This window comes from Daejeonella sp. (assembly GCF_017495225.1).
Lineage (GTDB): Bacteria > Bacteroidota > Bacteroidia > Sphingobacteriales > Sphingobacteriaceae > Daejeonella.
Window position 1 is genome coordinate 136,298 of the sequence record NZ_JAFEIG010000020.1, and the last position, 23,398, is coordinate 159,695.

Sequence of the window (23,398 nt, forward strand, 5' to 3'; positions counted from 1 at the left end):
TATGATTGCTGAAATTATAACTATTGGTGACGAAATTTTAATCGGACAAATTGTAGATACCAACTCAGCTTGGATGGCTCAAAAACTAAATCTAGCAGGTATAAAGGTTAAACAAATTACTTCCGTCTCTGATGATCGACAACATATTTTAGATACTTTAAAACAAGCTTCACTAAGAGCTGATATCATTTTAATAACTGGTGGCTTAGGTCCCACAAAAGATGATATTACCAAAAAAACACTTGCCGAATATTTTCAAACAGGCCTAAGAACTGATCAAGATGCCCTTGAAAATGTGAAGCAAATTTTTGCCAGATACAAAGTCGAAGTTTCTGAAATAAATAAAAAACAAGCTGAAGTACTCGAAAATTGCACTATTCTTCTAAATAAAAATGGTACCGCTCCTGGAATGTGGGTAGAGGAAAATGGCAAAATTTTTGTTTCTATGCCAGGTGTTCCATTTGAAATGATGTATATGATGGAAGATTTGGTAATTCCTAAAATCAAAGAAACTTTTAAACTCCCCAATATTTATCATCATACAATTTTAACAGCAGGTATTGGCGAATCTATTTTGGCAGAAAAAATTGCTCATATTGAAGATTCACTTCCTGAACATATAAAACTAGCTTATTTGCCTAAATTAGGCCTGGTTAGATTAAGATTGAGTGGTAGTGGAACAGATGCCATTGCTTTAATTAATGAGCTAAGCTCTTTTTCTAATCAAATAGTTAAACAAATTAGCGAATATGTGATTATAGAGAGAGACATTGCCCTTGAAAAGGCAATTCTTGATTTTATGGAATTAAAGCAATTGACTTTATCAACTGCCGAAAGTTGCACGGGAGGTTATATCTCTCATTTAATTACACAACATGCAGGAAGTAGTAAAGTGTTTTTAGGTGGAGCTGTATCTTATTCAAATAATCTTAAAGTCAGCATGCTTGGCGTTTCTAATCAAACCATCACTAATTTTGGTGCTGTAAGTGAAGAAACAGTCAGAGAAATGGCTCAAGGGGCCAAAAATAATTATCGTTCTGATTATTCTATCTCGGTAAGCGGAATTGCCGGTCCCGATGGTGGAAGTATTGAAAAGCCAGTCGGAACAGTTTGGATTGCCGTAGCAGGAAAAAATAAAATTCTGTGTAAAAAATTCACTTTTGGTAATAAAAGAGCACAAAATATTGAAAGAGCATCAATAAGTGCTTTAACTTTGCTTTTTAAATTACTGAAAGAGGAGCAGGCTTAATTAAAATTTCTAATTTTGCAAAAGAAAACCAATCGTAAATAAAATCTACTATGTCTTTATACGAATTAGTACTTCCTAAGATGGGCGAAAGTGTTGCCGAAGCTACCATTATTAAATGGGTGAAGCAGCCAGGTGATAACATCGATATTGATGAATCTGTATTGGAAATTGCAACCGATAAAGTTGATTCAGAAGTACCTTCCCCTGTATCTGGAAAACTTGTTAAAATTCTCTTTAAAGAAGATGACGTTGTTCAAGTTGGTGCTGTGATTGCTGTAATCGAAACAGATGCGAATGCTGAAATTATTAAGGATTCCCCCCAGGAAACAAAAACAGAAAATGTTATCCAGGTGGAACAAATACCTGAAGCACCGTTTGTTCCTGAACCTGTAATACAAAATGCATCAAATAATTATAAATCTATCGATTTTAGTTCTTCAGAACGCTTTTATTCGCCATTAGTTAAAAGCATGGCAGCTGAAGAGGGTATTAGTATTCAGGAATTAAATTCGATTGTTGGGACTGGTTCGGAAGGTCGTGTTACTAAACAAGATGTTTTAGAATATATCCAAAGTAATAAAAGCACTGGTAATGTTGTTGCCAAAGCACAAAATAATGCCCCTGTTTCTAATGAAATATCAAACCAGAAATCAGTCACGCCTGTAAGTTCTGTTTCTGGAGGGGATGAGATTATCGAAATGGACCGTATGCGTAAGCTCATTGCCGATCACATGGTGATGTCAAAGCATACTTCTGCACATGTAACCTCATTTGTTGAGGCTGATGTTACAAATCTCGTAAAATGGAGAGATCGAGTAAAAAGCAGTTTTGAAAAGAGAGAAGGCGAAAAAATCACTTTTACACCCATTTTTATTGAGGCTGTAGCTAAGGCAATCAAAGATTTGCCAATGATCAATATTTCTATAAATGGTACACAAATTATTAAAAAACGTGATATAAATATCGGAATGGCTGCTGCACTCCCAAGTGGTAATTTAATTGTTCCAGTAATTAAAAATGCAGATCAATTAAATTTATTCGGAATAACAAAAGCAGTTAATGATCTGGCTAATCGTGCTCGCCAATCAAAACTTAAACCTGATGAAACACAAGGAGGGACCTTCACTTTAACCAATGTGGGTACTTTTGGTAATGTAATGGGGACTCCAATCATTAACCAACCACAAGTGGCTATTTTAGCCGTTGGAGCTATCAAAAAGAAACCTGCAGTTATAGAAACTGAACATGGTGATGTAATCGCGATCAGGCATATGATGTTCCTTTCTCTTTCCTATGATCATCGTGTTGTAGATGGTTCTTTAGGTGGTTCTTTTGTCAGAAGAGTGGCAGATTATCTTGAAAATTGGGATATTAATCGAGTTATTTAATCTTAAACTATACTATTTTATGAAAAAATTTTTTATATTTTTATTAGCCTTTTTAATGAGTCATTTTATAACAAATGATTCATTTGCTCAAATCATTCCTCCATTTTATAATGATATCATAGCTTTCAAAAAAAATGATCAAGTTGTGCGACCAGAAAGCGGCTCAATTTTATTTGTAGGTAGTTCTTCTTTCACTATGTGGAAGGATGTTCAAAATGATTTTCCTGCCTACAAAATATTAAACCGAGGATTCGGTGGTTCAGGTCTTACAGATCTTATTCGTTATGCACCCGATATTATTTATCCTTATCAACCAAAGCAAGTTGTAATTTATTGTGGTGAAAATGACTTTGTAAGCTCTCCAAACGCAAATGCTGATACTGTTTTAACTCGTTTTAGTCAATTATTCGGAATGATTAGAACTAGATTGCCAAAAGCTCATATTCTATTTGTTTCAATTAAACCTAGCCCTAGTCGTGCTAAATACATGCCTGAAATGGTCAGAGCAAATGCTATGATTAAAAGTTTTCTTAAAAAGAAAAGTAAAACAGGCTATGTTGATGTTTACAACAAGATGCTTTTAGCCGATGGTTCACCAATACCAAATATCTTTTTAGCAGATAAACTTCACATGAATAGATCTGGCTATGAAATTTGGCAAAAAGCCATTTTACCGCATTTAATGAAATAAGCTTAATTAAAATTTTAATTAAGCTTATTGAAGGGTAAAGGTATTTCTATTGGTTTATCAGTGCACTTGCCTCAGCTAAAAATGCGCCATCCTTTAAAATAGCTTCTTTATTTAAGATTAATTCACTGATTTTAACACCACCCATTATGTAGTTAAAATCAGTGTTTTTATGATCTTCGCTGATATATTCAAATTGAATTTTATTGATTAAATCCTCATCTATATATCTGATATACAGGGGAATAATATAGTCATTTTGAAGTTTTAATTTAGATTCATTGTTTAATTTTTTGTACTCGTATCTATAATCATATCTTAATGCGGCTACATCAGAAAGTACTGCAGAACCGGTCGGGTGACCACCAGCACCTTTTCCATAAAATAATTGCTGATCTGCAAAAGCGGCCTTTACCGAAACTGCATTGTACTCATTCTCAACATTATATAAAAAATCACTCTTAGGTACAAGTTTTGGAAGTACATAAAGTGCTAGTTCTTGGTCGTTTAATTTTTTGGCTGTCGGGACTAATTTAATCTTCAATTGATGCTCTTGTGCAAATTGTAAGTCGGCAGCAGAAAAGTTTTGAATACCAATGTTTAAAACCTCTTCTGGTCTTACAAAAACACCATAAGCATGTGCCGCAGCTATAACTAATTTATACTTCGGATCATAACCACCTACATCTAAGGTTGGATCTTTTTCTGCAAACCCTAGATCTTGAGCTTGTTTAAGTGCTACTGTATAATCTAATCCTTCATTTGCAATTTTTGACAGTATAAAGTTTGATGAACCATTAAATATGCCACTTATTGAATGCAGCAATTCATTATCATAATATTCTTCCAAATTTCTAATGATTGGAATACTTCCACATACCGAACCTTCATAAAGTAGAGAAGTACCATACTCTTTCTGAATATTTACTAATTCATCTAAATGTTCAGCAATCATTTTTTTATTAGCTGAAACAACATTTTTGCCACTTTTTAATGCTTTTGTGACTATTTCATAGGCAGCATCAGCATCATTTATTAATTCGATAATTGTATTTATACTTGAGTCATTTAAAATGACATTTGGATCTGTTGTAAATAAATCACTCTCTAGACTACGTTCCTTTTCAGGATTTTTAATGGCAATTTTTTTAATTTCAATATTTAAATCTTTAGTGCTGATAATGTCATGTAATCCTTGACCAACTACTCCAAAACCAAATAATCCAATGGTTAACCTTTTACTCATGTTATGCTATTTTATGCAGATTCACTAATTGATTCTCAGTAACTGCGCTTTTTATAAAATTTCCAATTTCTTGTGTAAGTATCTCTGTATCAATTAAAAATCCATCGTGTCCATAAAAGGAATCCAAATTAAAAAAACGTGAATTTTTGATTTTTTCGGCTAAAAAGACCTGCTCTTCTACTGGAAATAAAACATCCTTTGTGATTCCAACCACTAAAGTTTTAGCTTGAATTTGTTTTAGAGCATCTTCAATAGAGCTTCTTTTCCTGCCAACATTATGACTATCCATAGCTTTTGTTAAATACCAATAACTATAGGCATTAAATCGTTTTATCAATTTCTCACCTTGGTAATTTTGATAGGATGCAGCCTTAAAATCTTTTGTTTTCTCATTGTCTACCTCTATTTGTGTAGAAACATAGGTGCCATATGTCCGGTAAGAAAGTAATGCAATGCTTCTTGCTACTTTCAATCCTTTACTTCCTCCATCTGGCGAATTAGAGTAAAAGGTACGATCAGAGCTTATGGCCAATCGTTGACTTTCATTAAAAGCGATACCCCAAGATGAATGCTGTGCATTGGTAGAAATTAAAACAAGCTTTTTTATACGCTTAGGCTCTGAAATGGCCCATTCCATAGCTTGTTGGCCTCCAATAGAACCACCAATTAGTAAATCAATATCCTTTAGATTTAAATGATCAGCAAGCAATTGATGTGCGGCGGCCATATCACGTATAGTAAATTCAGGAAATGAAAGATAATAGGGTAGACCCGTGGCAGGATTTAAACTTAGTGGATTACTAGTTCCATAAGGTGAACCCAAAATATTTGCGCAGACTATAAAATGATCTTTAGGATTAAATAGACGATTTTCACCAAAAAGTCCGCGCCACCAATCAAATACATCTGAATTGCCTGTTAAAGCATGACAAACCCAAACCACATTATCTTTTTTAGCATTAAGAGTCCCATAAGTGTGATACTTAATTTCTAAATCCTTTATCTTTTTGCCACTTTCAAGCTGAAAAGGCTTTTTATGCTTGTAACTATTTTCTGTATTCATAACAAAATAACATTCCTGAAAATTACTTTTCAGGAATGTGAAAACATGATTAATTATTTAAAGAACCAAATGCTTGTTCGATATCTGCCTTAATATCTTCAATATGCTCAATTCCTACAGAAACCCTTAATGATGATGGGTTTACGCCAGCAGCAATTTGTTCTGCCTCACTTAACTGTTGATGGGTTGTAGCACTAGGCTGAATAATTAAGGTTTTAGTATCACCAACATTAGCAAGGTGACTGATTAATTTCAAATGATCAACAAATTTAATGGCCGCTTCCTTACCGCCCTTAATCTCAAAAGATAAAACAGCACCAAAACCATTTTTAAGATACTTTTTGGCTAATGTATGATTCGGACTGCTTGGTAAACCAGGATAAACTACTTTATCTACTTTCGGATGATTTTCTAACCATTTTGCTAATTCAAGGGCATTATCAACATGACGCTGTACACGTAGAGAAAGTGTTTCTATTCCCTGTAATAGTAAGAATGAGTTAAATGGAGACTGTGAGGGGCCGAAATCACGTAATCCTTCAACACGTGCGCGAATTATGAATTGAATATTGCCAAATGGTCCGCCAATTCCGAAAACATCATTAAAAATTAATCCATGATATCCTTCAGAAGGCTCAGTAAATTGGGGGAATTTACCATTTCCCCAATTATAGTTTCCACCGTCAACAATTACTCCACCAATGCTTGTTCCATGTCCGCCAATCCATTTTGTAGCAGATTGAACCACCACATTTGCACCATGATCTAATGGTCTAAATAAATAGCCAGCTGCACCAAATGTATTGTCAACGATTAAAGGCAAATCATGCTTTTTAGCTACTGCAGAAATCTTCTCAAAGTCAGGAATGCTAAAACTCGGATTTCCTATTGTTTCCACATATATTGCTTTAGTTTTCTCATCGATTAATGAATCAATACTTTGTGAATCATCACCCTTCGCAAAGCGTGCTTCAATACCAAGGCGCTTAAATGCGACTTTAAACTGATTATATGTACCTCCATAAATATAAGAAGAGGTCACAAAATTATCTCCAGCTTGTAAAATGTTATTTAATGCGATAAACTGAGCTGCCTGACCAGATGCAACTCCTAAAGCTGCCACACCGCCCTCAAGTGCAGCAATACGCTTCTCGAAAACATCTGTGGTTGGGTTCATTAATCTTGTATAAATATTTCCAAACTCTTTTAAAGCAAAGAGATTAGCTCCGTGCTCTGAACTTTTAAATACATAAGAGCTTGTTTGATAGATTGGTACCGCTCTTGAACCTGTTGTTGGATCTACTTCCTGACCAGCATGTAGCTGTAATGTTTCAAATTTTAAATTTTGCGACGACATAATTTATTTAATTTTTTAATGATGAAAAAAATGAGATGTGAGTAAAACTCAGACTAATAGAGGGTTAAGAAAATAAAAAGAGAATCTTAAATTTCCTTAACAACAATTCATACATCGCATATACATGAAATTATTCATGTTACGTGTTGAACTTACAAGATTTTGAATTCTGATTCTTTTTCCCGGACTTGGAAATAAAGAAATTTGATTGGTTTCTTTTTTCATTTTATTATTTGTTTATAGTTTCCCTTGCGGGACAGGAATTGGCACCTTCCCCGAAACCGATCGGGGGGTTGTCAGTGGGTCATTGAGCCTGATCTCTCGCCACTTCTGTATAAATCAATAAATGAATTTATTGAAGACAGATTGGTGTTGCCACCAAATAATATTTCAAATATATGGTCAAAAACGTGTAAAAACCAAATTTAATTTTATTTTGTTTGTAATATACTGATTATCAACAATTTAATTTTAGGCTATCATTGATAAAGCGTGTTTTAAATCATCTATAAGGTCTGATGGATTTTCTAAACCTACCGAAACCCGAATTAAATTTTGTGGAGTTTTTGTCTCTGGACCCTCAACAGATGCTCTATGTTCTATTAAGCTTTCAACACCACCTAAACTGGTAGCTTGAGTAAATATCTTAACTGAATTAACTAGTTTCCTAGCTTCATCAGAGCCTCCTTTAACTAAAAATGATAACATACCTCCAAAAGAACTCATCTGCTTCTTAGCTATTTCATGTCCTTGGTGGTCAGATAAACCAGGATAATACACTTTTTCTACACCATCATGTGCATTTAAAAAATTAGCAATTTGCATAGCATTTTCGGTGTGAGCACGCATTCTATAGGGTAATGTTTTAATCCCACGCACAGTCATATAGCAGTCAAAAGGAGCTGGAACAGCACCAGAAAGTACTTGCACATTTCTAATTTTCTTCCAAAAATCATCGTCTTTTAAAGTTGCCAATGCTCCACCAATTACATCGCTATGACCTCCTAAATATTTTGTAGTAGAATGCATAACCATATCACATCCTAATTCTAAAGGCCTTTGAAGCATAGGCGTACTAAATGTATTATCGCAAACTACCACTATTCCATTATCCTTAGCAATTTTTACTAGAGATTGGATATCGCAAATTTTAAGCAGGGGATTGGATGGTGTTTCAATCCAGATGAGTTTAGTATTATGTCTAATTACTTTTTTTACAGATTCTAAGTCGGATAAATCAATAAAATCAACTTCGATAATTCCATGAAAAACTTGTAATAATTGATTTCTCAATCCGTGATACATATCATCAGGTGCAATTATATGAACTCCAGGTCCTAAAGCTTGAAAAACAGCTGCACCAGCAGCATTACCGGAAGAAAACGCCGCTGCCGATTCGGCACCTTCCAATTGTCCAATTACATTTTCTAATGATTTTCTATTGGGATTGTCGGCACGTGAATAAACATATCCACCCGGATATTCGCCATCTTCACCACGCTCAAAGGTAGTCGACAAAGTAATTGGCTGAATGGCAGCTTTTGTATGCTCGTCTATTGAATTACCTGCATGTATGGCTATGGTTTCGATTTTCATATTATTCAATTTATGTTTTCATTAGAAATTATGCAGCAAGATAATTAAAGATTAAAAAATGGGACCTTATTAAATCATTTTATTCAGTAATAAAGATCATTTTATTAAAAATAATTAAATAATTAAGGCTTTTACAAGCAAATGATAATGAATCTTATACAATATTGTATTTTTGTAGAAATACTAAAATGAACGCTGCTACAAAATTAGAACTGCTAATAGGTGATTCAAGCCTTTCTACTGAGCTAAAACTTATCGCTGAAAAGGTTAAATCTAACCAACGTATTTCCTTTGATGAAGGTGTATTACTCTATGAAAAGGCCGAATTAGGATATTTGGGTGTACTAGCCAATTATATTCGCGAAAAGCGTCATGGTGATAAGACCTATTTTAATCGTAATTTTCATATAGAACCTACCAATTTATGTATCTACGATTGTAAATTTTGCTCTTACTCAGTTTTAATTAAAGAGAAATCGCAAGGTTGGGAATATACTATGGAGCAGATGCTCGATATAGTTAAAAACTATGATGGTCAGCCAGTTACTGAAGTTCATATTGTTGGTGGGGTTTTACCTCAATATGATTTAAAATTCTACTCCGAACTTTTCACTGCGATTCATAAACACAGACCTGATCTTCATGTAAAAGCTTTAACCCCCGTTGAATATCACTATATTTTCAAAAAGGCTAAAGTTGATTATGCAACTGGCATGAAATTAATGAAAGAGGCTGGTTTAGATTCCATTCCTGGTGGTGGCGCCGAAATTTTTGCTCCTGAAATAAGAGAAATTATAGCTAAAGACAAGTGTACTGGCGAGGAGTGGCTTCAAATACATGAAGAATGGCATAAACTGGGTATGCGCTCAAATGCAACCATGTTATATGGTCATATTGAGAAATTTGAACATCGTATAGATCACTTAGAGCAGCTTCGTGCACTTCAAGATAAAACTGGTGGCTTTCAGACTTTTATTCCTCTAAAGTTTAGAAATCAAGACAATCAAATGTCGCATGTTCCTGAAGTTTCAGTTATTGAAGATCTTCGCAATTATGCAATTTCTCGTATTTATCTCGATAATTTTGATCATATCAAGGCCTATTGGGCAATGATTAGTCGCAGTACGGCTCAATTATCCCTAAATTTTGGTGTTGATGATATTGATGGAACTTTAGATGATACAACTAAAATTTATTCTATGGCCGGTGCAGAAGAACAGCATCCTGCAATGAGTACCCAAGAATTAGTTGAACTTATCAAAAATATTGGTAGACATCCAGTTGAACGAGATACTTTATATAATGTAATCACTGATTATAAAGATTTTGAATTCCCTGTGGAGGAAAAACCTAAATATTATCAATTACCTGTTATCAATTGAGAAAGGTAATTTATATCATTCGGCATGGCGAAACGGACTTGAATAAAATGGGTATTGTTCAAGGGCGTGGAATGGATACTGAATTAAATGAAAAGGGGAGAGCACAAGCCGAAGCATTTTATCAAGCATACAAAGATGTACCATTTGATAAAATATATACTTCTACCCTAAAAAGAACACATCAGACTGTTCAAAATTTCATTGATAAGCATATCCCATGGGTACAATTTGCTGGTTTAGACGAATTAGGATGGGGTATTCACGAAGGTCAACAAAGCACTGAAAAATTAAGATCCGACTTTCATGAAATTACTGAACACTGGAAGGCTGGAAATTTGCATCATAAGTTTGAACGTGGCGAAAGTCCGCTTGAAGTTAAAGAACGCCAATTAATTGTCCTAGAGAAATTAATTGAAGAAAATGAAGATGAAAATATACTTATCTGTATGCATGGTCGTGCTATGCGACTTTTTCTTTGTCTTTTAACAAATAAACCTCTCACTGAAATGGATACCTTCCCACATACTAATACCACGCTTTATAAGATTGGTTTTGATGGAAATGACTTCCATATACTTGAATTTAATAATACAAAACACTTAGACTAATTAATTGATTTTGAATAAGTTAAAAGTATCTGCCGTTTCTTACACTAATTCCAAACCCTTTGTTTTTGGATTATTGCATTCAGATATATTGGATAAAATTGAATTAAGTTTAGATATACCTTCAGTTTGTGCATTAAAACTAATTGAAAATCAAGTAGATATAGGATTGGTTCCAGTAGCAGCATTACTTCAAATTCCCAATTATCATATCATATCTGATTATTGTATTGGGGCTAATGGGGCTGTAGACTCCGTTTTTATTTTTAGTAATAAGCCAATTTCGGAAATAAAAACACTCAAATTGGATAGTCAATCTCGCACTTCTAATAATTTAGCAAGAGTTCTTATAAAAAATTACTGGAAATGTACTCCGGAATTTGTAGAACATGAAAATGCGGACGCTTTTGTTCAAATTGGCGATAGAACTTTTGGCAAAAAAGATCAATTTTTATTCCATTATGATTTATCAGAGGAATGGTTCAAGTTTACTGGTTTACCTTTTGCATTCGCTGTTTGGGCTGCAAATAAGCCTATATCAGAAATCTTTAAGGATGAGTTTAATGCAGCATTAAAATTCGGACTTGAACAGAGAGATCGAGTGTTAAATGATCTAAAATCAGTGGATAATTTTGATTTAAGCGATTATTTAATGAATAAAATTGATTTTAACCTAAATGAAGATAAGTTAAAGGCAATTAAGAAATTTCATGACTTAATAAGAGATCTTTAAATTTATAATCTACTTAAAACCAGCTGAATAGCTTCATCAATTACTTTAGCTGGATTGCTTGAGAATTCAAATTTAACTCTACTCGCCAAGATAGCATTTATAGATATCGCCTTATGGCCCATAGCCTTAGAAAGCGCATAAATACCCGCAGTTTCCATTTCTAAATTTGTAATTCTTTGATTGTTGAATGAAAAGCTTGTAAAAAGATCCACTAAACCCGGAAAAGCACTTTTTGCACGAACTTCTCGACCTTGTGGTGAGTAAAAACCGGGTGCTGTAAGTGTAAGTCCCTTAGGTAAATCTTTTCCAATTTTTTCTAATAAACTGGGATCAACTCTAGTAACATAGGGAGAAATGCCCTTTAAATGATGAAAATGCGACTTTATAGCATCTGATAACAAAAGCTCCTCAGCACTAAGTTCATGGAGATAATAATTCATTAAGGCATCTAGCCCTACACCATATTCAGAAACTAGAATACTTCCCATGGGAATATCATTTTGTACAGTTCCAGAAGTTCCAACTCTAATAATATCTAGACTTTTTAGATCTTCTTTTACCATTCTAGTACTGAAATCTATATTAACCAATGCATCAAGTTCATTGATTACAATATCAATATTGTCTGTACCAATACCTGTAGAAATTACAGTAATGCGTTTTGAACCTAGATAACCGGTATGAGTAATAAATTCACGCTTACCCTTTTTCAGTTCAATGCGATCAAAATATCTACTTACCTCAGAAACTCTTTCAGGATCGCCAACAGTAATAACCGTATCTGCAACATCCTCAGGCAATAAATTAAGGTGATAGATACTCCCATCTGGGTTTATGATTAAATCGGCATTTGAGATGGTTTTCATGGGCAAAGAGCTAGAATAAATACAAATTTACAGCATATTTTAGTGATTTTCTTTATCAATCCTGTTTTATCCTTTCCACTTTAATCCTTCAACTTTCTCTAAGCGACCAAGAACTTTATTAACCTGAGATTGCCTAATTTCAATATCTAAGGAACAATTTAGGTCAAATTGCTGATTAAAGATTCTTAAACCTTCATCTTTAATTATCTTCATCACTTCATTCATTACAGAATGTCCAAATTCAAGTTTAAATATAAGATCAATGGTTTTTTCAATAACATTTGCCTGATTTATAGCATCTTGTGTTGCAGATTTATAAGCATTTATTAATCCTGGTACACCCAATAAAGTTCCGCCAAAATAGCGAACAACAACAGCTAAAACGTTTGTTAAATCAGAGGATAAAAGCGTATTTAAAATAGGTCTACCTGCAGTCCCGGAAGGCTCACCATCATCATTTATCCTGAATACTGTTCGATCTGAGCCAATTCTCATTGCCCAACAGTGATGCCTTGCCTTTGGATGCAAAGCTTTGAGCTCAGCAATTATATTCTTTATTTCTTCTTCAGATTTAATGGGATATAAATAGGCAATAAAACGGCTTCCTTTATCTCTGAAAATGCCTTCGACTTCCTTTTCTATAGTTTTATATGTATCATCAAAAAGCATCATTTATTTAGCAAAGTATAAAACTAAAATTGAAATTAAGGCAAGTAGGATACCAGCATAGTTTAAGCGACTAAGGCGCTCTTTGAAGACAAATACCCCAACAGCAGACCCTAAAAGAATTACACCAATATTCATGCTTGAGAATACAATGGACGGCTGATTTGCCAAATCTTGATGTGCTTTAAGGTAAAAAAGTATGTTCCCAAAATTGGCTATCCCTAGAATCCAACCACAAATCAAATTGATTAAAGTAAACCTCAATTTTTTAAAGAAATATAAATAAAGGAGATAAAAGATGGAGATTGAAAATGCAATAATGAAAACAATAAATAAGGATGAAGTAAAGGGAATATCAGTTGTTTTAGCAATTTGCTTAAATAGGGTGTCTATGATGCCCATCCCAATAAAAACAAGTAATGGATAGAGCCAAACTCCAGATTTTTCACCTTGATTCTTCTGCCATGGAATTGAAAAAACTATAGCAAGAAAAGCTATTCCAATACCAATTATTTTTATTGCCGATTGTTCTTCCCCAAACAAGATAAATGCGGAAAAAACTGGAATGAAAAGGGATAATCTTTGCGCTATATCAGTCCTGACAATACCCGTATATCTTATAGATAAGGCTAAAATAACAAATAGTGAAGGTAAAAGTACACCCAAAGCAATATAAACAGAGAAAATACGCTCTGTTAAATTTGGTATTTCAGGCCTATAAATTACCCATGTTAAAAATCCGGCAATTGAGTAATTCCAGGCAATTGCTTGTTTATTATCAATTTCATAGCGCTTAGCGAGTTTCAGTAGTACAGAAACTAAAACACTAAAACATACACTTATGAGTATATAAATCATTTCAGGCTATATTTTGTAAATTTTTAAGGTATCTGGACCAATATTCTTAGTTTCAATCAAAGTATTAGTGATTTTGGGTGCTAAAACACCTTCATCCCAACAATTAGGAGAAACAAATACTCTAGCTTCATCCCATAATCCTGCCTTAATAAATAGGTCTAATGTTTCTTTACCACCTTCCACAATCAATGATTGAACATCCATTATATAAAGTTGATAAGCAATTAATTGGGGCAAATAATCAAAATTTTCAAGCTCTAGGAATTTAATTTTTCCAATTAGCTCTGTCTTTTCTTGATTAAAAATAATAGTGTCCTGACTTTGGTCAAAAATATTTAATTCAGCAGGAAGTTCTAATCGACGGTCTACTATAATACGGATTGGATTTCTACCTTCACATTCACGCACATTTAATCTAGGATTATCTGCCAGAGCTGTATTTTTACCAATAAGAACAGCATCTTCCTCGGCTCTCCAACGGTGTACTAATTGTTTAGATTCTGGAGAACTTATCCATTTTTGAGATCCATCTAAAGGTGCAAAATATCCATTTGAAGTTTCAGCCCATTTTAAGATGATATAGGGTCTTTGTTTGCTTATTCGAGTAAAAAATCGTATATTAAGATTGTAGGATTCATCATTAAGTATATTTTCAATCACTTCAATACCCGCAGACCTTAATTTTTCAATTCCTTTGCCATTTATAGCCGGAAATGGATCACTACAGCCAATTACAACTTTAGGTATTTCATTAGAAATAATTAAATCAGCACATGGAGGAGTTTTGCCATAGTGGGAGCAGGGCTCCAAATTGACATAAATAGTTGATTTTTTAAGCAAATCTTTAGCATTCGCATGCTTATCAAACACATCATTAACAGCATTTACTTCAGCATGTGCCTCGCCAAAGACCATATGATAACCTTCACCAATAATTTTACCATCATGAACAATTACAGAACCGACCATTGGATTCGGACTAACCTTTCCTGCACCCAAAAGTGCAAGTTCAAGGCAACGATTCATAAAATACTCGTGTTGAGCCATGACACAAAAATAGCATCAATTAGAGAAATTATGGTCAATTAAACAATTTAATTCTCGTGATTTAAAATCTATAAATTATGGATTTTAAAGCTAATTGGTTTACTTTGCGGCATGACTTTCATACAACTCGAGAAAGAATTCATTGATGCTTTATCAACAATTTACGATTCCCAAGAAGCAAAAAGCCTCACTTGGTTGAGCATAAACGCAGCGTCTAAGCTTGAAAGAGCGAAATACCTCAGTATGAGAGACGAGGAAATACCTGCAGCTGATCTTGAAAAATTATTAGAAATTCTTGAACAATTAAAAATCGGACTTCCACTGCAATATATTTTAGGTGAAACAGAATTTTATGATTTAAAGTTTAAAGTAAACCCTTCTGTTCTTATCCCACGACCAGAAACCGAAGAATTAGTCGACTGGGCTTTAATTACCATCCGGGAAATGAAAGGTGAAACTGAAGTCTTAAAAATCGTCGATTTAGGTACTGGGAGTGGATGCATACCCATTTCAATTAAAAAATATATTCCTTTAGCTGATATTTCAGCAATTGATATCTCTAAAGAAGCCCTAAATACTGCCAAACAAAATGCTGAAATCAATAATACTGAAATCAAGTTCCTTGAGGATGATATTTTAAATCCTACGAGTCAAGAGTTAATTAATAATCAATACGATTTAATAATCAGCAATCCTCCTTATGTTACAGATTCCGAGAAATTGGAAATGCATCAAAATGTATTAAATCATGAGCCGCATAGCGCATTGTTTGTTCCTGATAATGAAGCACTTAAGTTTTATGTATCCATTGCAGATTTTGCATTAAATCATTTGAATAAAAACGGATTTTTGTTTCTAGAAATTAATAAAAACCTTGGTAAGGAAACAGGTGAATTATTAACTAAACAAGGATTTAAAACTGTTGAAATCAGGCAAGATATGTATGGTAAGGACCGTATGATCAAGGCTTCACTTTAATTTTAAATACTTTAAATCAACATTAAACAATTATGATAAGCTATTTTGAAGCTACTCTCGCTAAAATTTCAGTCCACAGAGTGGGAAACAAAGCATTAAATGAATTTTACAGCTTGTCGGATAATACTCTTCAAATTGAGGATGAGACGCTTAGGCGACTTTTAATGCAGTATTTTTTATCGCCTTTTGAAAAATCTTTTGAATTATTTCGTTTTACTCATTCAAGCGATGATTTAAATTTAAATGAGCTTTTTCACTTTAGTTCTCAGATTTTTGAAGATTTAGCGAGTTTTCATGAGCTTAGCGGACAAATCACCAAACATCTCTTTAATATCTCAAATCACCCAAAAATCAAGTCGGGAGAGCTTTATATCGCCACATTTAAAGATATTCAGTTAGAAGGTGAGTTAGTGGATGCAATTGGTATTTTCAAATCTGAAACCAAAGAAAGTTATTTAAAAGTCAATCCGGAAGAGGGTGGTTTTGCTATTTCTTATGAAGAAGAGGCTATAAATATCACCAAACTCGACAAAGGATGCCTAATTTTTAATACTGAAAAGGATGAAGGTTTTAAAGTAATTGTAATAGATCAAACTAATCGTACCGATGCAGCTTATTGGAAAGATGAGTTTCTGCAGTTAAAAATCAGAAATGACAATTTCAATAAAACCAATACCACACTTGGTGTTTGTAAAGAGTTCATTACCAATAAATTAGATGATGAATTCGATATCTCAAAGGCTGATAAAATTGATCTATTAAATAAATCAATGAAGTACTTTAAAGAGAAAGATAGCTTTGACATAGATGAGTTTTCGGAAGAGGTAATCGGCAACCCTAAGGCAATCGAATCTTTTAAAAACTATAGTAAGGAATATAATGAAGAGTTTGATGCAGGTTTAGATCAACCATTCGATATATCAAGTGCTGCAGTAAAAAAACAGGCTAAAATTTTTAAGAGTATTTTAAAGCTTGATAAAAATTTTCACATCTATATTCACGGAAATAAAGAATTAATTGAGAAAGGCTTCGATGATGATAAAGCCATGAATTATTATAAGGTTTACTTCAAGGAAGAGCAATAGATTAACTCCTAGGATGAAACTGAATGATTGTTTCTCTCAGATAATCGCGGTCAAGGTGCGTGTAAATCTCTGTAGTTGTAATACTTTCATGTCCTAACATCTCTTGAACCGCTCTTAAATCGGCTCCACCCTCAATTAAATGTGTGGCAAATGAATGTCTGAATGTATGGGGACTAATACTCTTTTTAATTCCGGCCTTTTCGGCTAAATCTTTAATAATAAGAAAAACCATAACTCTTGAAATGGGGTTTCCTCGATTATTTAAAAATACAAAATCTTCATTTCCAGGTTTTACCTTTATGTGAACGCGAATTTCATCAATAAAAATACGTAAATATTTAACAGCATCTGAACCAATGGGTACCAAGCGTTCTTTATTGCCTTTTCCTAAAATTTTGATAAAATCGATATCTAAATAAAGATTTGAAATTTTCAAGCCAGTAAGCTCCGAAACTCGTAATCCACAACCATATAATATTTCTAACATGGCCTTATTTCGCATACCCTCTGGTTTTGAAAGGTCAACAGCTTCGATTAGATTATTAATTTCAACAATATTTAGAGTATCAGGTAGCTTCCGACTTGTTTTGGGGCTTTCTAAAAGTGCAGAGGGATCGGTACTAATATTGTTTTCAAGGACTAAATACTTGAAAAATGCTTTCAAACCAGATAAAACTCTAGCCTGAGTAGGAGGAAGCATTCCCAATTCATTCACCCAAACTAAAAAATCTTTTAGATCATCACTTGATATATTTTTTAAATCTTTTTCATCAGATTTAGCTATAAAATACTGCTTTAGCTTATCTACATCATGTAAATATGCTTCGATTGTATTCGCCGATAGGGAACGTTCCAATCTTAAATATGATTTAAAGCCGAGAAGACCTGATTGCCAGTCCAAAATATTTTTTAAGTTTGATTAATCTTTAAGAATTAGAATTCATGAAAATACAGATAATTAACGGACCAAATTTAAATTTACTTGGCGTACGTGAGAAATCAATTTACGGTGACAGTAGTTTTGAAACATATTTTGACGAATTAAAGTCCAAATATAGCATCATTGAGCTCGATTATTTTCAAAGTAATGTAGAAGGAGAAATTATTAATAAATTACATGAAGTCGGATTTTCTTATGATGGAATTATTCTGAATGCTGGTGGATATACCCATACATCTGTTGCTATTTCGGACGCAATTGCAGGAATAAATACGCCAGTTGTAGAGGTACACATATCAAATATCTATGCTAGAGAAGAATATAGGCACATTTCACTTACTGGCAAAAACTGCAAGGGTGTATTAACGGGTTTCGGATTAAACGGATACCGTTTAGCGTTAGAAAGTTTTCTTTAAGCTTGAATAGTACCTTTTCTTATTTATAAAATACTCCCAAACAATACTGCCTTTGAATAATCCTTTAGCATTAAATCTAGATTTTTTAATTTTTCGTGCTTTAGGAATATTTTTAAAGATGTTTTTAATAAAATAAAAATGTGCATGATTGATTGCTAAAGCATTCTTAAATTTTCCATCTATTAAAAATTTAATCAAAGTAATAAAATCGAGCCAAAACCTGATAAAAATTATGAGGGTTGCTCTGCCTGCAGGAAGATTCTTTTGAAGCAGAACTAAATTGTTTCTGAAGTTAAGATAGGTTTTGAAAGGATTTTCAGCTTGTAAAGTCCCACCACCCACATGATAAACCTGTGAATCTGCACAATACATAATTTTATAGCCTTCATTCTTCAAGCGCCAGCAAAGATCAATTTCCTCCATATGAGCAAAAAAATCTTCATCTAAGCCTTTCATTTCAAGCCAATTAGCTCTTTTTATAAAGAATGCTGCTCCTGAAGCCCAGAACACTTCTGAGCTCTCATTATATTGGCCATTATCAAGTTCTAAGGTGTCGAATACCCTTCCTCTACAAAAAGGATAACCAAATTGATCGATAAATCCTCCGGCAGCACCTGCATACTCAAATGATGATTTATTTGAATGAGATAGAATCTTAGGTTGAGCAGCGGCAATACTAGAATCTGATTCCATTAGCCTAATTATAGGCTCTATCCAATTTGGTAAGACCTCAACGTCAGAATTAAGCAATATAAAATAATCATGATTCAATTGACTTAAAACCTTATTATAGCCACCTGCAAAGCCATAATTTTGATCATTAATGATAATCTTTACATTGGGATAATTTTCACGAACAAAATCAACAGAATCATCACTAGAGGCATTATCGCCAACAATAATCTCTAAATTAGGATAAGTACTAGCACAAACAGAAGGAAGAAACTGCTTTAAATAAGCAATTCCATTCCAATTTAAAATAACAACTGCTACGCTCGGTAAATTAGTCATGATTAACTTTTAAATTTTCTGGGCTAAATTTCCATCTTTTATGCGACCAAAGCCAATATTCAGGTTTATTTCGAATAATATTTTCTAATTCTTGTGTGTGAATATTTGTAATTTCATGCTCTATTGTTGATTCGGGTATATTAACTAAAGGTTTAATTAGGCACTCATAATAACCTCTCTTTATTTTATTTATGTTAAAATAAATTACTGGATAATTCGTCTTAGTAGCAATTTTCTCAACACCCAAAAAGATAGCTGTTTGCTGATTTAAAAAACTAGTAAAATATTGAGATTCTTCTCTAGGAGGGGTTTGATCACCTACCAAAACAATAAGCGATGGTACCGATTTGTAATCGATAATTTTCCTTAAAGTTTGCTTCATTGGGATCATTATTGCACCGAATCTAGCCCTCATATTATTAAGTAAGTTTCCAAATCGCTTATTTGTTAATGGTTTATAAACAACTAATACTTTTGATTTTAAGGCATTTGCAGAGGCTAGGGGACCCCATTCCCAGTTTCCATAATGCCCAGAAACAGCTATCACTGATTGCCCAGAATCAGTATATTTAGTAATTTGTTCTAAATTTTTGATAATGAAGCGTTTTTGAATTTGTCCCCGACTTATAGTCATGGTTTTAATGGATTCGAATATTAAGTCGAGTAAATGTTTATAAAACCTCTTTTCAATTACATATCGTTCGTCATTTGTTTTCTCAGGAAATGACTTTAAAAGGTTTAATTGAACCACTTTTCTACGATATTTAACAAGATAAAATACCGGATAAAACAAAATGTCAGATAGAAAATAAAGCACGCGAAATGGCAGGATAGATACCAAAAACATGAAAACTGTAAGAATTCTAAAAAAAACTATTTTCATTTTAAACCTTATCGGCGTGTATATCAGTTAATTTAGTAAAGATAAATTTACTTTATAGCTGTTAACTAATAAATTCTACATATTTGCACAAACTTAATCTAAACGATGGAAAAAGGCGCAGTCTTCCCTTTATTTTATCTTCCTCCAATTGAATATTTCAGTAAAATGTTAATTCATAAGGAAAATATCATTCTTGAAAATGCTGAAAATTTTCAAAAACAAAGCTATCGAAATCGAGCAACCATACATTCCCCAAATGGAAAATTAGATTTGGCTGTTCCTGTTATAAAAGGTTCAAAATCGCATACAAAAGTGAAGGATGTACGTATTAGTTACGATTTTCAGTGGCAACGTCTGCATTTGATGGGTCTTCAAACTTCCTATAGAAGTTCTGCCTATTTTGAGTATTATGAAGACGATTTCAATATGTTTTATGAAAAGAAATGGACTTTTTTATATGATTATAATGAAGAAATGCTCCATTTAATATTAAAATTCCTGAAATTAAAAATTGAATATAGATACACGGATGAATTTGAAAAAACTTATACTGATTTTGCAGATTTCAGAGACAGTATTCATCCAAAAAGAACTTCTTTAGATAATTTCAAGCCTTATTTTCAAGTTTTTGAGGATCGTAATGGTTTTTTGCCTAACTTGAGTATCCTAGACTTATTGTTTAGCCAAGGGCCACAAAGCTTGAAATATCTTTAATAATGGCAAAAATCAGGAGAATAAGGCTTAAAAAGAGAAAATATATCCCCGTACCAGGTATAAGTCCGGGTTCTATACAACTATATGAAGGAGCATTAAAACCTAAAATAAGCTTCTATGCCTATACTACCGAAGAATTTTACAATGAAGAAGTTAGTAATAACCAAAGTCTAGAGCTTTTACTCAACAAATATAAAGACTACCATTTTTGGATAGACATTAAAGGGATTGGAGATGCTGATTTATTAAGTTTTATTGAAAGTAAATTCAGCATAAATAAATTAGTGATTGAAGATATAGCGGATTGTAGGCAACGTCCAAAGCTTGATGACTACGATGATTATTTATTCTCCGTTAGTCGCATGCTTTATGTAGATAAACATCATGAAATTGAGAATGAACAAGTTTCATTTATTTTATTTTCTAAATTATTAATCAGTTTTCAAGAAAGTTATTCAGACAATATTTCACCTGTAATAAATCGTTTGAAGGGAGGGAAGGGAAATATCAGAAAATTAGGCTCTTCCTACTTAATGTATGCATTAACAGATATTATTCTGGATAATTATTTCAACCTCATTTATAAATTGGGAGATGAATTAGAAACTATTGAAGAGTTATTATATCATCGAGCGAATAAATCTTTAATGTTTCAAACTCAAAACATAAAAAGAGAAATGATTAGTATCCGTAGGGCAGCATGGCCAGAACGCGATAAAATAAATGATATGATTAGGTGTGAATCGAAATTAATTTCTAAAACTTCAAGAACTTATCTGAAGGATACTTACGATCATACTATGCAAATAATTGATCTTATTGAAAACTATAAGGATCTGACAACGAGCTTAATAGACATGAATTTAACGTTAATCAGTCAGCGAATGAATGAAATTATGAAAGTTTTAACCATAATTTCATCCATTTTTATTCCTTTGACCTTTATTGCTGGTGTGTATGGGATGAATTTCGCTGCTCATGATCCCAAAACTGGTAAAGAGTTGGTAAATAATATGCCTGAATTATATCAAGAAAATGGTTATTTATTCACAATGTTAGGGATGTTAATCATTGCTATTGGCCAAATGATCTATTTTTGGCGTAAAGGCTGGTTAAATAAAAATTAGTAATCTTTAATATTTTAATTCCAAGGAAATGTTAAGAAAGCTTCTTACAAATATGCCCGAATATCAGCCTAATTTGCTAATTTTAACGGATGCAGTCTTTTGAGCTAGATAAATCGGATCTTTTAAAGATCAAGCAGGCCCTTGAAGGGGATGATGACGCTTTAAAAGCATTTATTTCTGAATATCATCCCTCCGAAATTGCTATACTTTTTGAGAGTATTTCTCAAGAATCAAGAGAACGTATCATAAGTATTTTACCTGCTGAATTAGCCTCAGAAGTTATTTCTGAGATGGATTCCGAATTCCACCCCGAGAAACTCTTAGAAAATTTACTTCCCGAAAGGCGATCTGAAATTGTTGAGGAGTTAGACTATGATGATGCTACAGATATTATTAGTCAGCTTCCTGAAGAACAGCAACAAGAAATTCTTGAAGAGCTTGATGAAGAAGATGCCTCTAATATCCGCTCGCTATTAAAGTATGAGAAGGATACAGCGGGTGGTTTAATGAATACTCAGGTTATTAAGATAAATGAGCATTTAATTAAAAAGGATGCGCTGGAAGAGATTATTCAGCAGTCTGAAGAAATGGAGGAGTTTTATACTATCAATGTTATAAACGACCAAAATATCTTAATGGGTATTGTTAGTTTAAAAGACATTATAAAAGCACGAAATAATGTCAGAATCAAAGAATTAATTATATCCGATTTTGTTTATGTTAAAGCTGAAACTGATCAGGAGGAAGTAGCAAAATTGATTTCTCAATATAATCTTACTAGTATTCCTGTAGTAGATGATAATATGCAGCTTCTAGGCCGAATTACATTTGATGATGTAATTGACGTAATGGAAGAGGAAAATACGGAGGATATCCTGAAAATATCAGGGGTATCTGAAGATGAAGAACTTGCAGGTAATTGGAAAGAAGCTGTAAAAAGTCGGCTGCCTTGGCTTATTTTAAACCTTGGCACCGCATTTTTAGCTGCTTCAATTATACGATATTTCGATTCTACCATAGCCAGTATGGGTGTACTAGCGGGCTACATGGTAATTATTGCTGGAATGGGCGGAAATGCTGCTACACAAGCACTTGCAGTAACTGTAAGACGTATTTCACTTAACGATCTTACTGATAATCAAGCATATAGGACTGTTTTAAAAGAATTTACTGTAGGACTAATCAATGGCGCTGCCATCGGGTTAATCGTGTTATTGTTTGCTTTATTTTATGATCAAGATCCGATGCTTGGATTGATTATTTTTATAGCCATGACAGGAAACCTAATTATTGCTGGAATATCTGGTTCAGCGATCCCATTAGTTCTAAAGAGAATAGGAGTAGATCCAGCTATTGCTTCATCAATTATAATAACCACATTTACCGATGTTTTTGGGTTTTTATTATTACTCGGACTTGCAAGTCATTTAATTCTATAATTTATTGTTTCTTTAATTTAACCCTTATTTATTTTAGATTTGCGGAACGTTTTATTAGGAA

Annotated in this window: 23 protein-coding genes and 1 riboswitch; of the genes, 12 read left to right on the top strand and 11 right to left on the bottom strand. The window is 33.2% G+C overall.

What is annotated here, in order from left to right; genetic code table 11:
- Position 1 precedes the first annotated feature (1 nt).
- The 3 genes from QZ136_RS07910 to QZ136_RS07920 are packed head-to-tail and all read left to right on the top strand — an operon-like array spanning position 2 to position 3,328.
- The gene (locus tag QZ136_RS07910; RefSeq protein ID WP_291402189.1) at positions 2 to 1,249 is read left to right on the top strand and encodes a competence/damage-inducible protein A; all 1,248 of its coding nucleotides are present in this window, start codon (positions 2 to 4) and stop codon (positions 1,247 to 1,249) included.
- Between the two features lie 50 nt (positions 1,250 to 1,299).
- A complete protein-coding gene (locus QZ136_RS07915; protein WP_291402191.1) occupies positions 1,300 to 2,637 on the top strand; it encodes a dihydrolipoamide acetyltransferase family protein in 1,338 nt (445 codons plus the stop codon).
- 55 nt (positions 2,638 to 2,692) lie between these two features.
- Positions 2,693 to 3,328, top strand: a complete 636-nt coding sequence (locus QZ136_RS07920) for a GDSL-type esterase/lipase family protein (RefSeq protein ID WP_291402192.1) — start codon at positions 2,693 to 2,695, stop codon at positions 3,326 to 3,328.
- Between the two features lie 46 nt (positions 3,329 to 3,374).
- Here the strand turns inward: QZ136_RS07920 and QZ136_RS07925 are convergent, their stop codons facing one another.
- From QZ136_RS07925 to QZ136_RS07940, 4 genes are all read right to left on the bottom strand, one after another.
- A complete protein-coding gene (locus tag QZ136_RS07925; RefSeq protein ID WP_291402195.1) occupies positions 3,375 to 4,571 on the bottom strand; it encodes a homoserine dehydrogenase in 1,197 nt (398 codons plus the stop codon).
- A 1-nt stretch (position 4,572) separates the two neighbouring features.
- Entirely contained in the window at positions 4,573 to 5,634 is a 1,062-nt protein-coding gene (gene metX / locus QZ136_RS07930; RefSeq protein WP_291402197.1) for a homoserine O-acetyltransferase, read from the bottom strand.
- A 49-nt stretch (positions 5,635 to 5,683) separates the two neighbouring features.
- Complete coding sequence (locus tag QZ136_RS07935; RefSeq protein WP_291402199.1) at positions 5,684 to 6,991, bottom strand: O-acetylhomoserine aminocarboxypropyltransferase/cysteine synthase; 1,308 nt, start codon at positions 6,989 to 6,991, stop codon at positions 5,684 to 5,686.
- Between the two features lie 234 nt (positions 6,992 to 7,225).
- Positions 7,226 to 7,332: riboswitch (SAM riboswitch) on the bottom strand.
- 130 nt (positions 7,333 to 7,462) lie between these two features.
- Positions 7,463 to 8,587 (bottom strand): PLP-dependent aspartate aminotransferase family protein, encoded by a 1,125-nt coding sequence (locus QZ136_RS07940; RefSeq protein WP_291402201.1) that lies wholly within the window; start codon positions 8,585 to 8,587, stop codon positions 7,463 to 7,465.
- 188 nt (positions 8,588 to 8,775) lie between these two features.
- On the opposite strand from QZ136_RS07940, the gene mqnE reads away from it, so the two are divergent.
- From mqnE to QZ136_RS07955, 3 genes are read left to right on the top strand one after another with little or no spacing between them, the layout of a single operon-like run.
- Positions 8,776 to 9,969, top strand: coding sequence for an aminofutalosine synthase MqnE (gene mqnE, locus QZ136_RS07945; protein WP_291402203.1), 1,194 nt, complete (start codon positions 8,776 to 8,778; stop codon positions 9,967 to 9,969).
- Positions 9,966 to 10,577: a histidine phosphatase family protein gene (locus tag QZ136_RS07950; protein ID WP_291402205.1), complete on the top strand. Its 612-nt coding sequence runs from the start codon at positions 9,966 to 9,968 to the stop codon at positions 10,575 to 10,577. The genes mqnE and QZ136_RS07950 overlap by 4 nt, the downstream gene beginning before the upstream one ends.
- 10 nt (positions 10,578 to 10,587) lie before the next feature.
- On the top strand, positions 10,588 to 11,307 hold the full coding sequence (locus QZ136_RS07955) for a menaquinone biosynthesis protein (RefSeq protein ID WP_291402207.1): 720 nt from the start codon (positions 10,588 to 10,590) through the stop codon (positions 11,305 to 11,307).
- A gap of 2 nt (positions 11,308 to 11,309) precedes the next feature.
- On the opposite strand, the gene QZ136_RS07960 is transcribed toward QZ136_RS07955, so the two are convergent.
- From QZ136_RS07960 to ribD, 4 genes are all read right to left on the bottom strand, one after another.
- Positions 11,310 to 12,173: a nucleoside phosphorylase gene (locus QZ136_RS07960; protein WP_291402209.1), complete on the bottom strand. Its 864-nt coding sequence runs from the start codon at positions 12,171 to 12,173 to the stop codon at positions 11,310 to 11,312.
- A 66-nt stretch (positions 12,174 to 12,239) separates the two neighbouring features.
- Positions 12,240 to 12,842 carry a YigZ family protein gene (locus QZ136_RS07965; RefSeq protein WP_291402922.1) on the bottom strand — a complete coding sequence of 201 codons (603 nt, stop codon included), beginning with the start codon at positions 12,840 to 12,842 and terminating at the stop codon, positions 12,240 to 12,242.
- 3 nt (positions 12,843 to 12,845) lie between these two features.
- Positions 12,846 to 13,697 (bottom strand): EamA/RhaT family transporter, encoded by an 852-nt coding sequence (locus QZ136_RS07970; protein ID WP_291402211.1) that lies wholly within the window; start codon positions 13,695 to 13,697, stop codon positions 12,846 to 12,848.
- 6 nt (positions 13,698 to 13,703) lie between these two features.
- Entirely contained in the window at positions 13,704 to 14,744 is a 1,041-nt protein-coding gene (gene ribD, locus QZ136_RS07975; protein ID WP_291402213.1) for a bifunctional diaminohydroxyphosphoribosylaminopyrimidine deaminase/5-amino-6-(5-phosphoribosylamino)uracil reductase RibD, read from the bottom strand.
- Positions 14,745 to 14,855: 111 nt separating this feature from the next.
- On the opposite strand from ribD, the gene prmC reads away from it, so the two are divergent.
- On the top strand, positions 14,856 to 15,722 hold the full coding sequence (gene prmC, locus QZ136_RS07980) for a peptide chain release factor N(5)-glutamine methyltransferase (RefSeq protein ID WP_291402215.1): 867 nt from the start codon (positions 14,856 to 14,858) through the stop codon (positions 15,720 to 15,722).
- Positions 15,723 to 15,754: 32 nt separating this feature from the next.
- A complete protein-coding gene (locus tag QZ136_RS07985) occupies positions 15,755 to 16,807 on the top strand; it encodes a nucleoid-associated protein (RefSeq protein ID WP_291402216.1) in 1,053 nt (350 codons plus the stop codon).
- Between the two features lies 1 nt (position 16,808).
- Here QZ136_RS07985 and xerD read toward each other — a convergent pair whose 3' ends face one another.
- Positions 16,809 to 17,708: a site-specific tyrosine recombinase XerD gene (gene xerD, locus QZ136_RS07990; protein ID WP_291402218.1), complete on the bottom strand. Its 900-nt coding sequence runs from the start codon at positions 17,706 to 17,708 to the stop codon at positions 16,809 to 16,811.
- 41 nt (positions 17,709 to 17,749) lie between these two features.
- On the opposite strand from xerD, the gene aroQ reads away from it, so the two are divergent.
- Positions 17,750 to 18,163 (top strand): type II 3-dehydroquinate dehydratase, encoded by a 414-nt coding sequence (gene aroQ / locus QZ136_RS07995; RefSeq protein WP_291402220.1) that lies wholly within the window; start codon positions 17,750 to 17,752, stop codon positions 18,161 to 18,163.
- On the opposite strand, the gene QZ136_RS08000 is transcribed toward aroQ, so the two are convergent.
- Positions 18,146 to 19,174, bottom strand: a complete 1,029-nt coding sequence (locus QZ136_RS08000; protein WP_291402222.1) for a glycosyltransferase family 2 protein — start codon at positions 19,172 to 19,174, stop codon at positions 18,146 to 18,148. The two genes, aroQ and QZ136_RS08000, sit on opposite strands and share 18 nt — an antisense overlap.
- Positions 19,167 to 20,057 carry a lysophospholipid acyltransferase family protein gene (locus tag QZ136_RS08005; RefSeq protein WP_291402224.1) on the bottom strand — a complete coding sequence of 297 codons (891 nt, stop codon included), beginning with the start codon at positions 20,055 to 20,057 and terminating at the stop codon, positions 19,167 to 19,169. Before QZ136_RS08005 ends, QZ136_RS08000 begins: the two co-directional genes overlap by 8 nt.
- A gap of 105 nt (positions 20,058 to 20,162) precedes the next feature.
- On the opposite strand from QZ136_RS08005, the gene QZ136_RS08010 reads away from it, so the two are divergent.
- From QZ136_RS08010 to mgtE, 3 genes are all read left to right on the top strand, one after another.
- On the top strand, positions 20,163 to 20,771 hold the full coding sequence (locus QZ136_RS08010) for a WbqC family protein (protein ID WP_291402225.1): 609 nt from the start codon (positions 20,163 to 20,165) through the stop codon (positions 20,769 to 20,771).
- 2 nt (positions 20,772 to 20,773) lie between these two features.
- Positions 20,774 to 21,898: a magnesium/cobalt transporter CorA gene (corA, locus tag QZ136_RS08015; protein ID WP_291402227.1), complete on the top strand. Its 1,125-nt coding sequence runs from the start codon at positions 20,774 to 20,776 to the stop codon at positions 21,896 to 21,898.
- A gap of 89 nt (positions 21,899 to 21,987) precedes the next feature.
- Positions 21,988 to 23,337, top strand: a complete 1,350-nt coding sequence (mgtE, locus tag QZ136_RS08020) for a magnesium transporter (protein WP_291402229.1) — start codon at positions 21,988 to 21,990, stop codon at positions 23,335 to 23,337.
- Positions 23,338 to 23,398: the final 61 nt, after the last annotated feature.

What these genes read in the sequence shown, in the direction of transcription:
- QZ136_RS07965 (WP_291402922.1), bottom strand. Translation starts at nt 12,842, where the DNA reads ATGCTTTTTGATGATACATATAAAACTATAGAAAAGGAAGTCGAAGGC.
- QZ136_RS08000 (WP_291402222.1), bottom strand. Translation starts at nt 19,174, where the DNA reads ATGACTAATTTACCGAGCGTAGCAGTTGTTATTTTAAATTGGAATGGA.
- QZ136_RS08010 (WP_291402225.1), top strand. Translation starts at nt 20,163, where the DNA reads ATGGAAAAAGGCGCAGTCTTCCCTTTATTTTATCTTCCTCCAATTGAA.
- mqnE (WP_291402203.1), top strand. Translation starts at nt 8,776, where the DNA reads ATGAACGCTGCTACAAAATTAGAACTGCTAATAGGTGATTCAAGCCTT.
- ribD (WP_291402213.1), bottom strand. Translation starts at nt 14,744, where the DNA reads ATGGCTCAACACGAGTATTTTATGAATCGTTGCCTTGAACTTGCACTT.
- QZ136_RS07985 (WP_291402216.1), top strand. Translation starts at nt 15,755, where the DNA reads ATGATAAGCTATTTTGAAGCTACTCTCGCTAAAATTTCAGTCCACAGA.
- QZ136_RS07940 (WP_291402201.1), bottom strand. Translation starts at nt 8,587, where the DNA reads ATGAAAATCGAAACCATAGCCATACATGCAGGTAATTCAATAGACGAG.
- QZ136_RS07920 (WP_291402192.1), top strand. Translation starts at nt 2,693, where the DNA reads ATGAGTCATTTTATAACAAATGATTCATTTGCTCAAATCATTCCTCCA.
- QZ136_RS07935 (WP_291402199.1), bottom strand. Translation starts at nt 6,991, where the DNA reads ATGTCGTCGCAAAATTTAAAATTTGAAACATTACAGCTACATGCTGGT.
- aroQ (WP_291402220.1), top strand. Translation starts at nt 17,750, where the DNA reads ATGAAAATACAGATAATTAACGGACCAAATTTAAATTTACTTGGCGTA.
- prmC (WP_291402215.1), top strand. Translation starts at nt 14,856, where the DNA reads ATGACTTTCATACAACTCGAGAAAGAATTCATTGATGCTTTATCAACA.
- QZ136_RS07960 (WP_291402209.1), bottom strand. Translation starts at nt 12,173, where the DNA reads ATGAAAACCATCTCAAATGCCGATTTAATCATAAACCCAGATGGGAGT.
- QZ136_RS07970 (WP_291402211.1), bottom strand. Translation starts at nt 13,697, where the DNA reads ATGATTTATATACTCATAAGTGTATGTTTTAGTGTTTTAGTTTCTGTA.
- corA (WP_291402227.1), top strand. Translation starts at nt 20,774, where the DNA reads ATGGCAAAAATCAGGAGAATAAGGCTTAAAAAGAGAAAATATATCCCC.
- QZ136_RS07910 (WP_291402189.1), top strand. Translation starts at nt 2, where the DNA reads ATGATTGCTGAAATTATAACTATTGGTGACGAAATTTTAATCGGACAA.
- mgtE (WP_291402229.1), top strand. Translation starts at nt 21,988, where the DNA reads ATGCAGTCTTTTGAGCTAGATAAATCGGATCTTTTAAAGATCAAGCAG.
- metX (WP_291402197.1), bottom strand. Translation starts at nt 5,634, where the DNA reads ATGAATACAGAAAATAGTTACAAGCATAAAAAGCCTTTTCAGCTTGAA.
- QZ136_RS07915 (WP_291402191.1), top strand. Translation starts at nt 1,300, where the DNA reads ATGTCTTTATACGAATTAGTACTTCCTAAGATGGGCGAAAGTGTTGCC.
- QZ136_RS08005 (WP_291402224.1), bottom strand. Translation starts at nt 20,057, where the DNA reads ATGAAAATAGTTTTTTTTAGAATTCTTACAGTTTTCATGTTTTTGGTA.
- QZ136_RS07925 (WP_291402195.1), bottom strand. Translation starts at nt 4,571, where the DNA reads ATGAGTAAAAGGTTAACCATTGGATTATTTGGTTTTGGAGTAGTTGGT.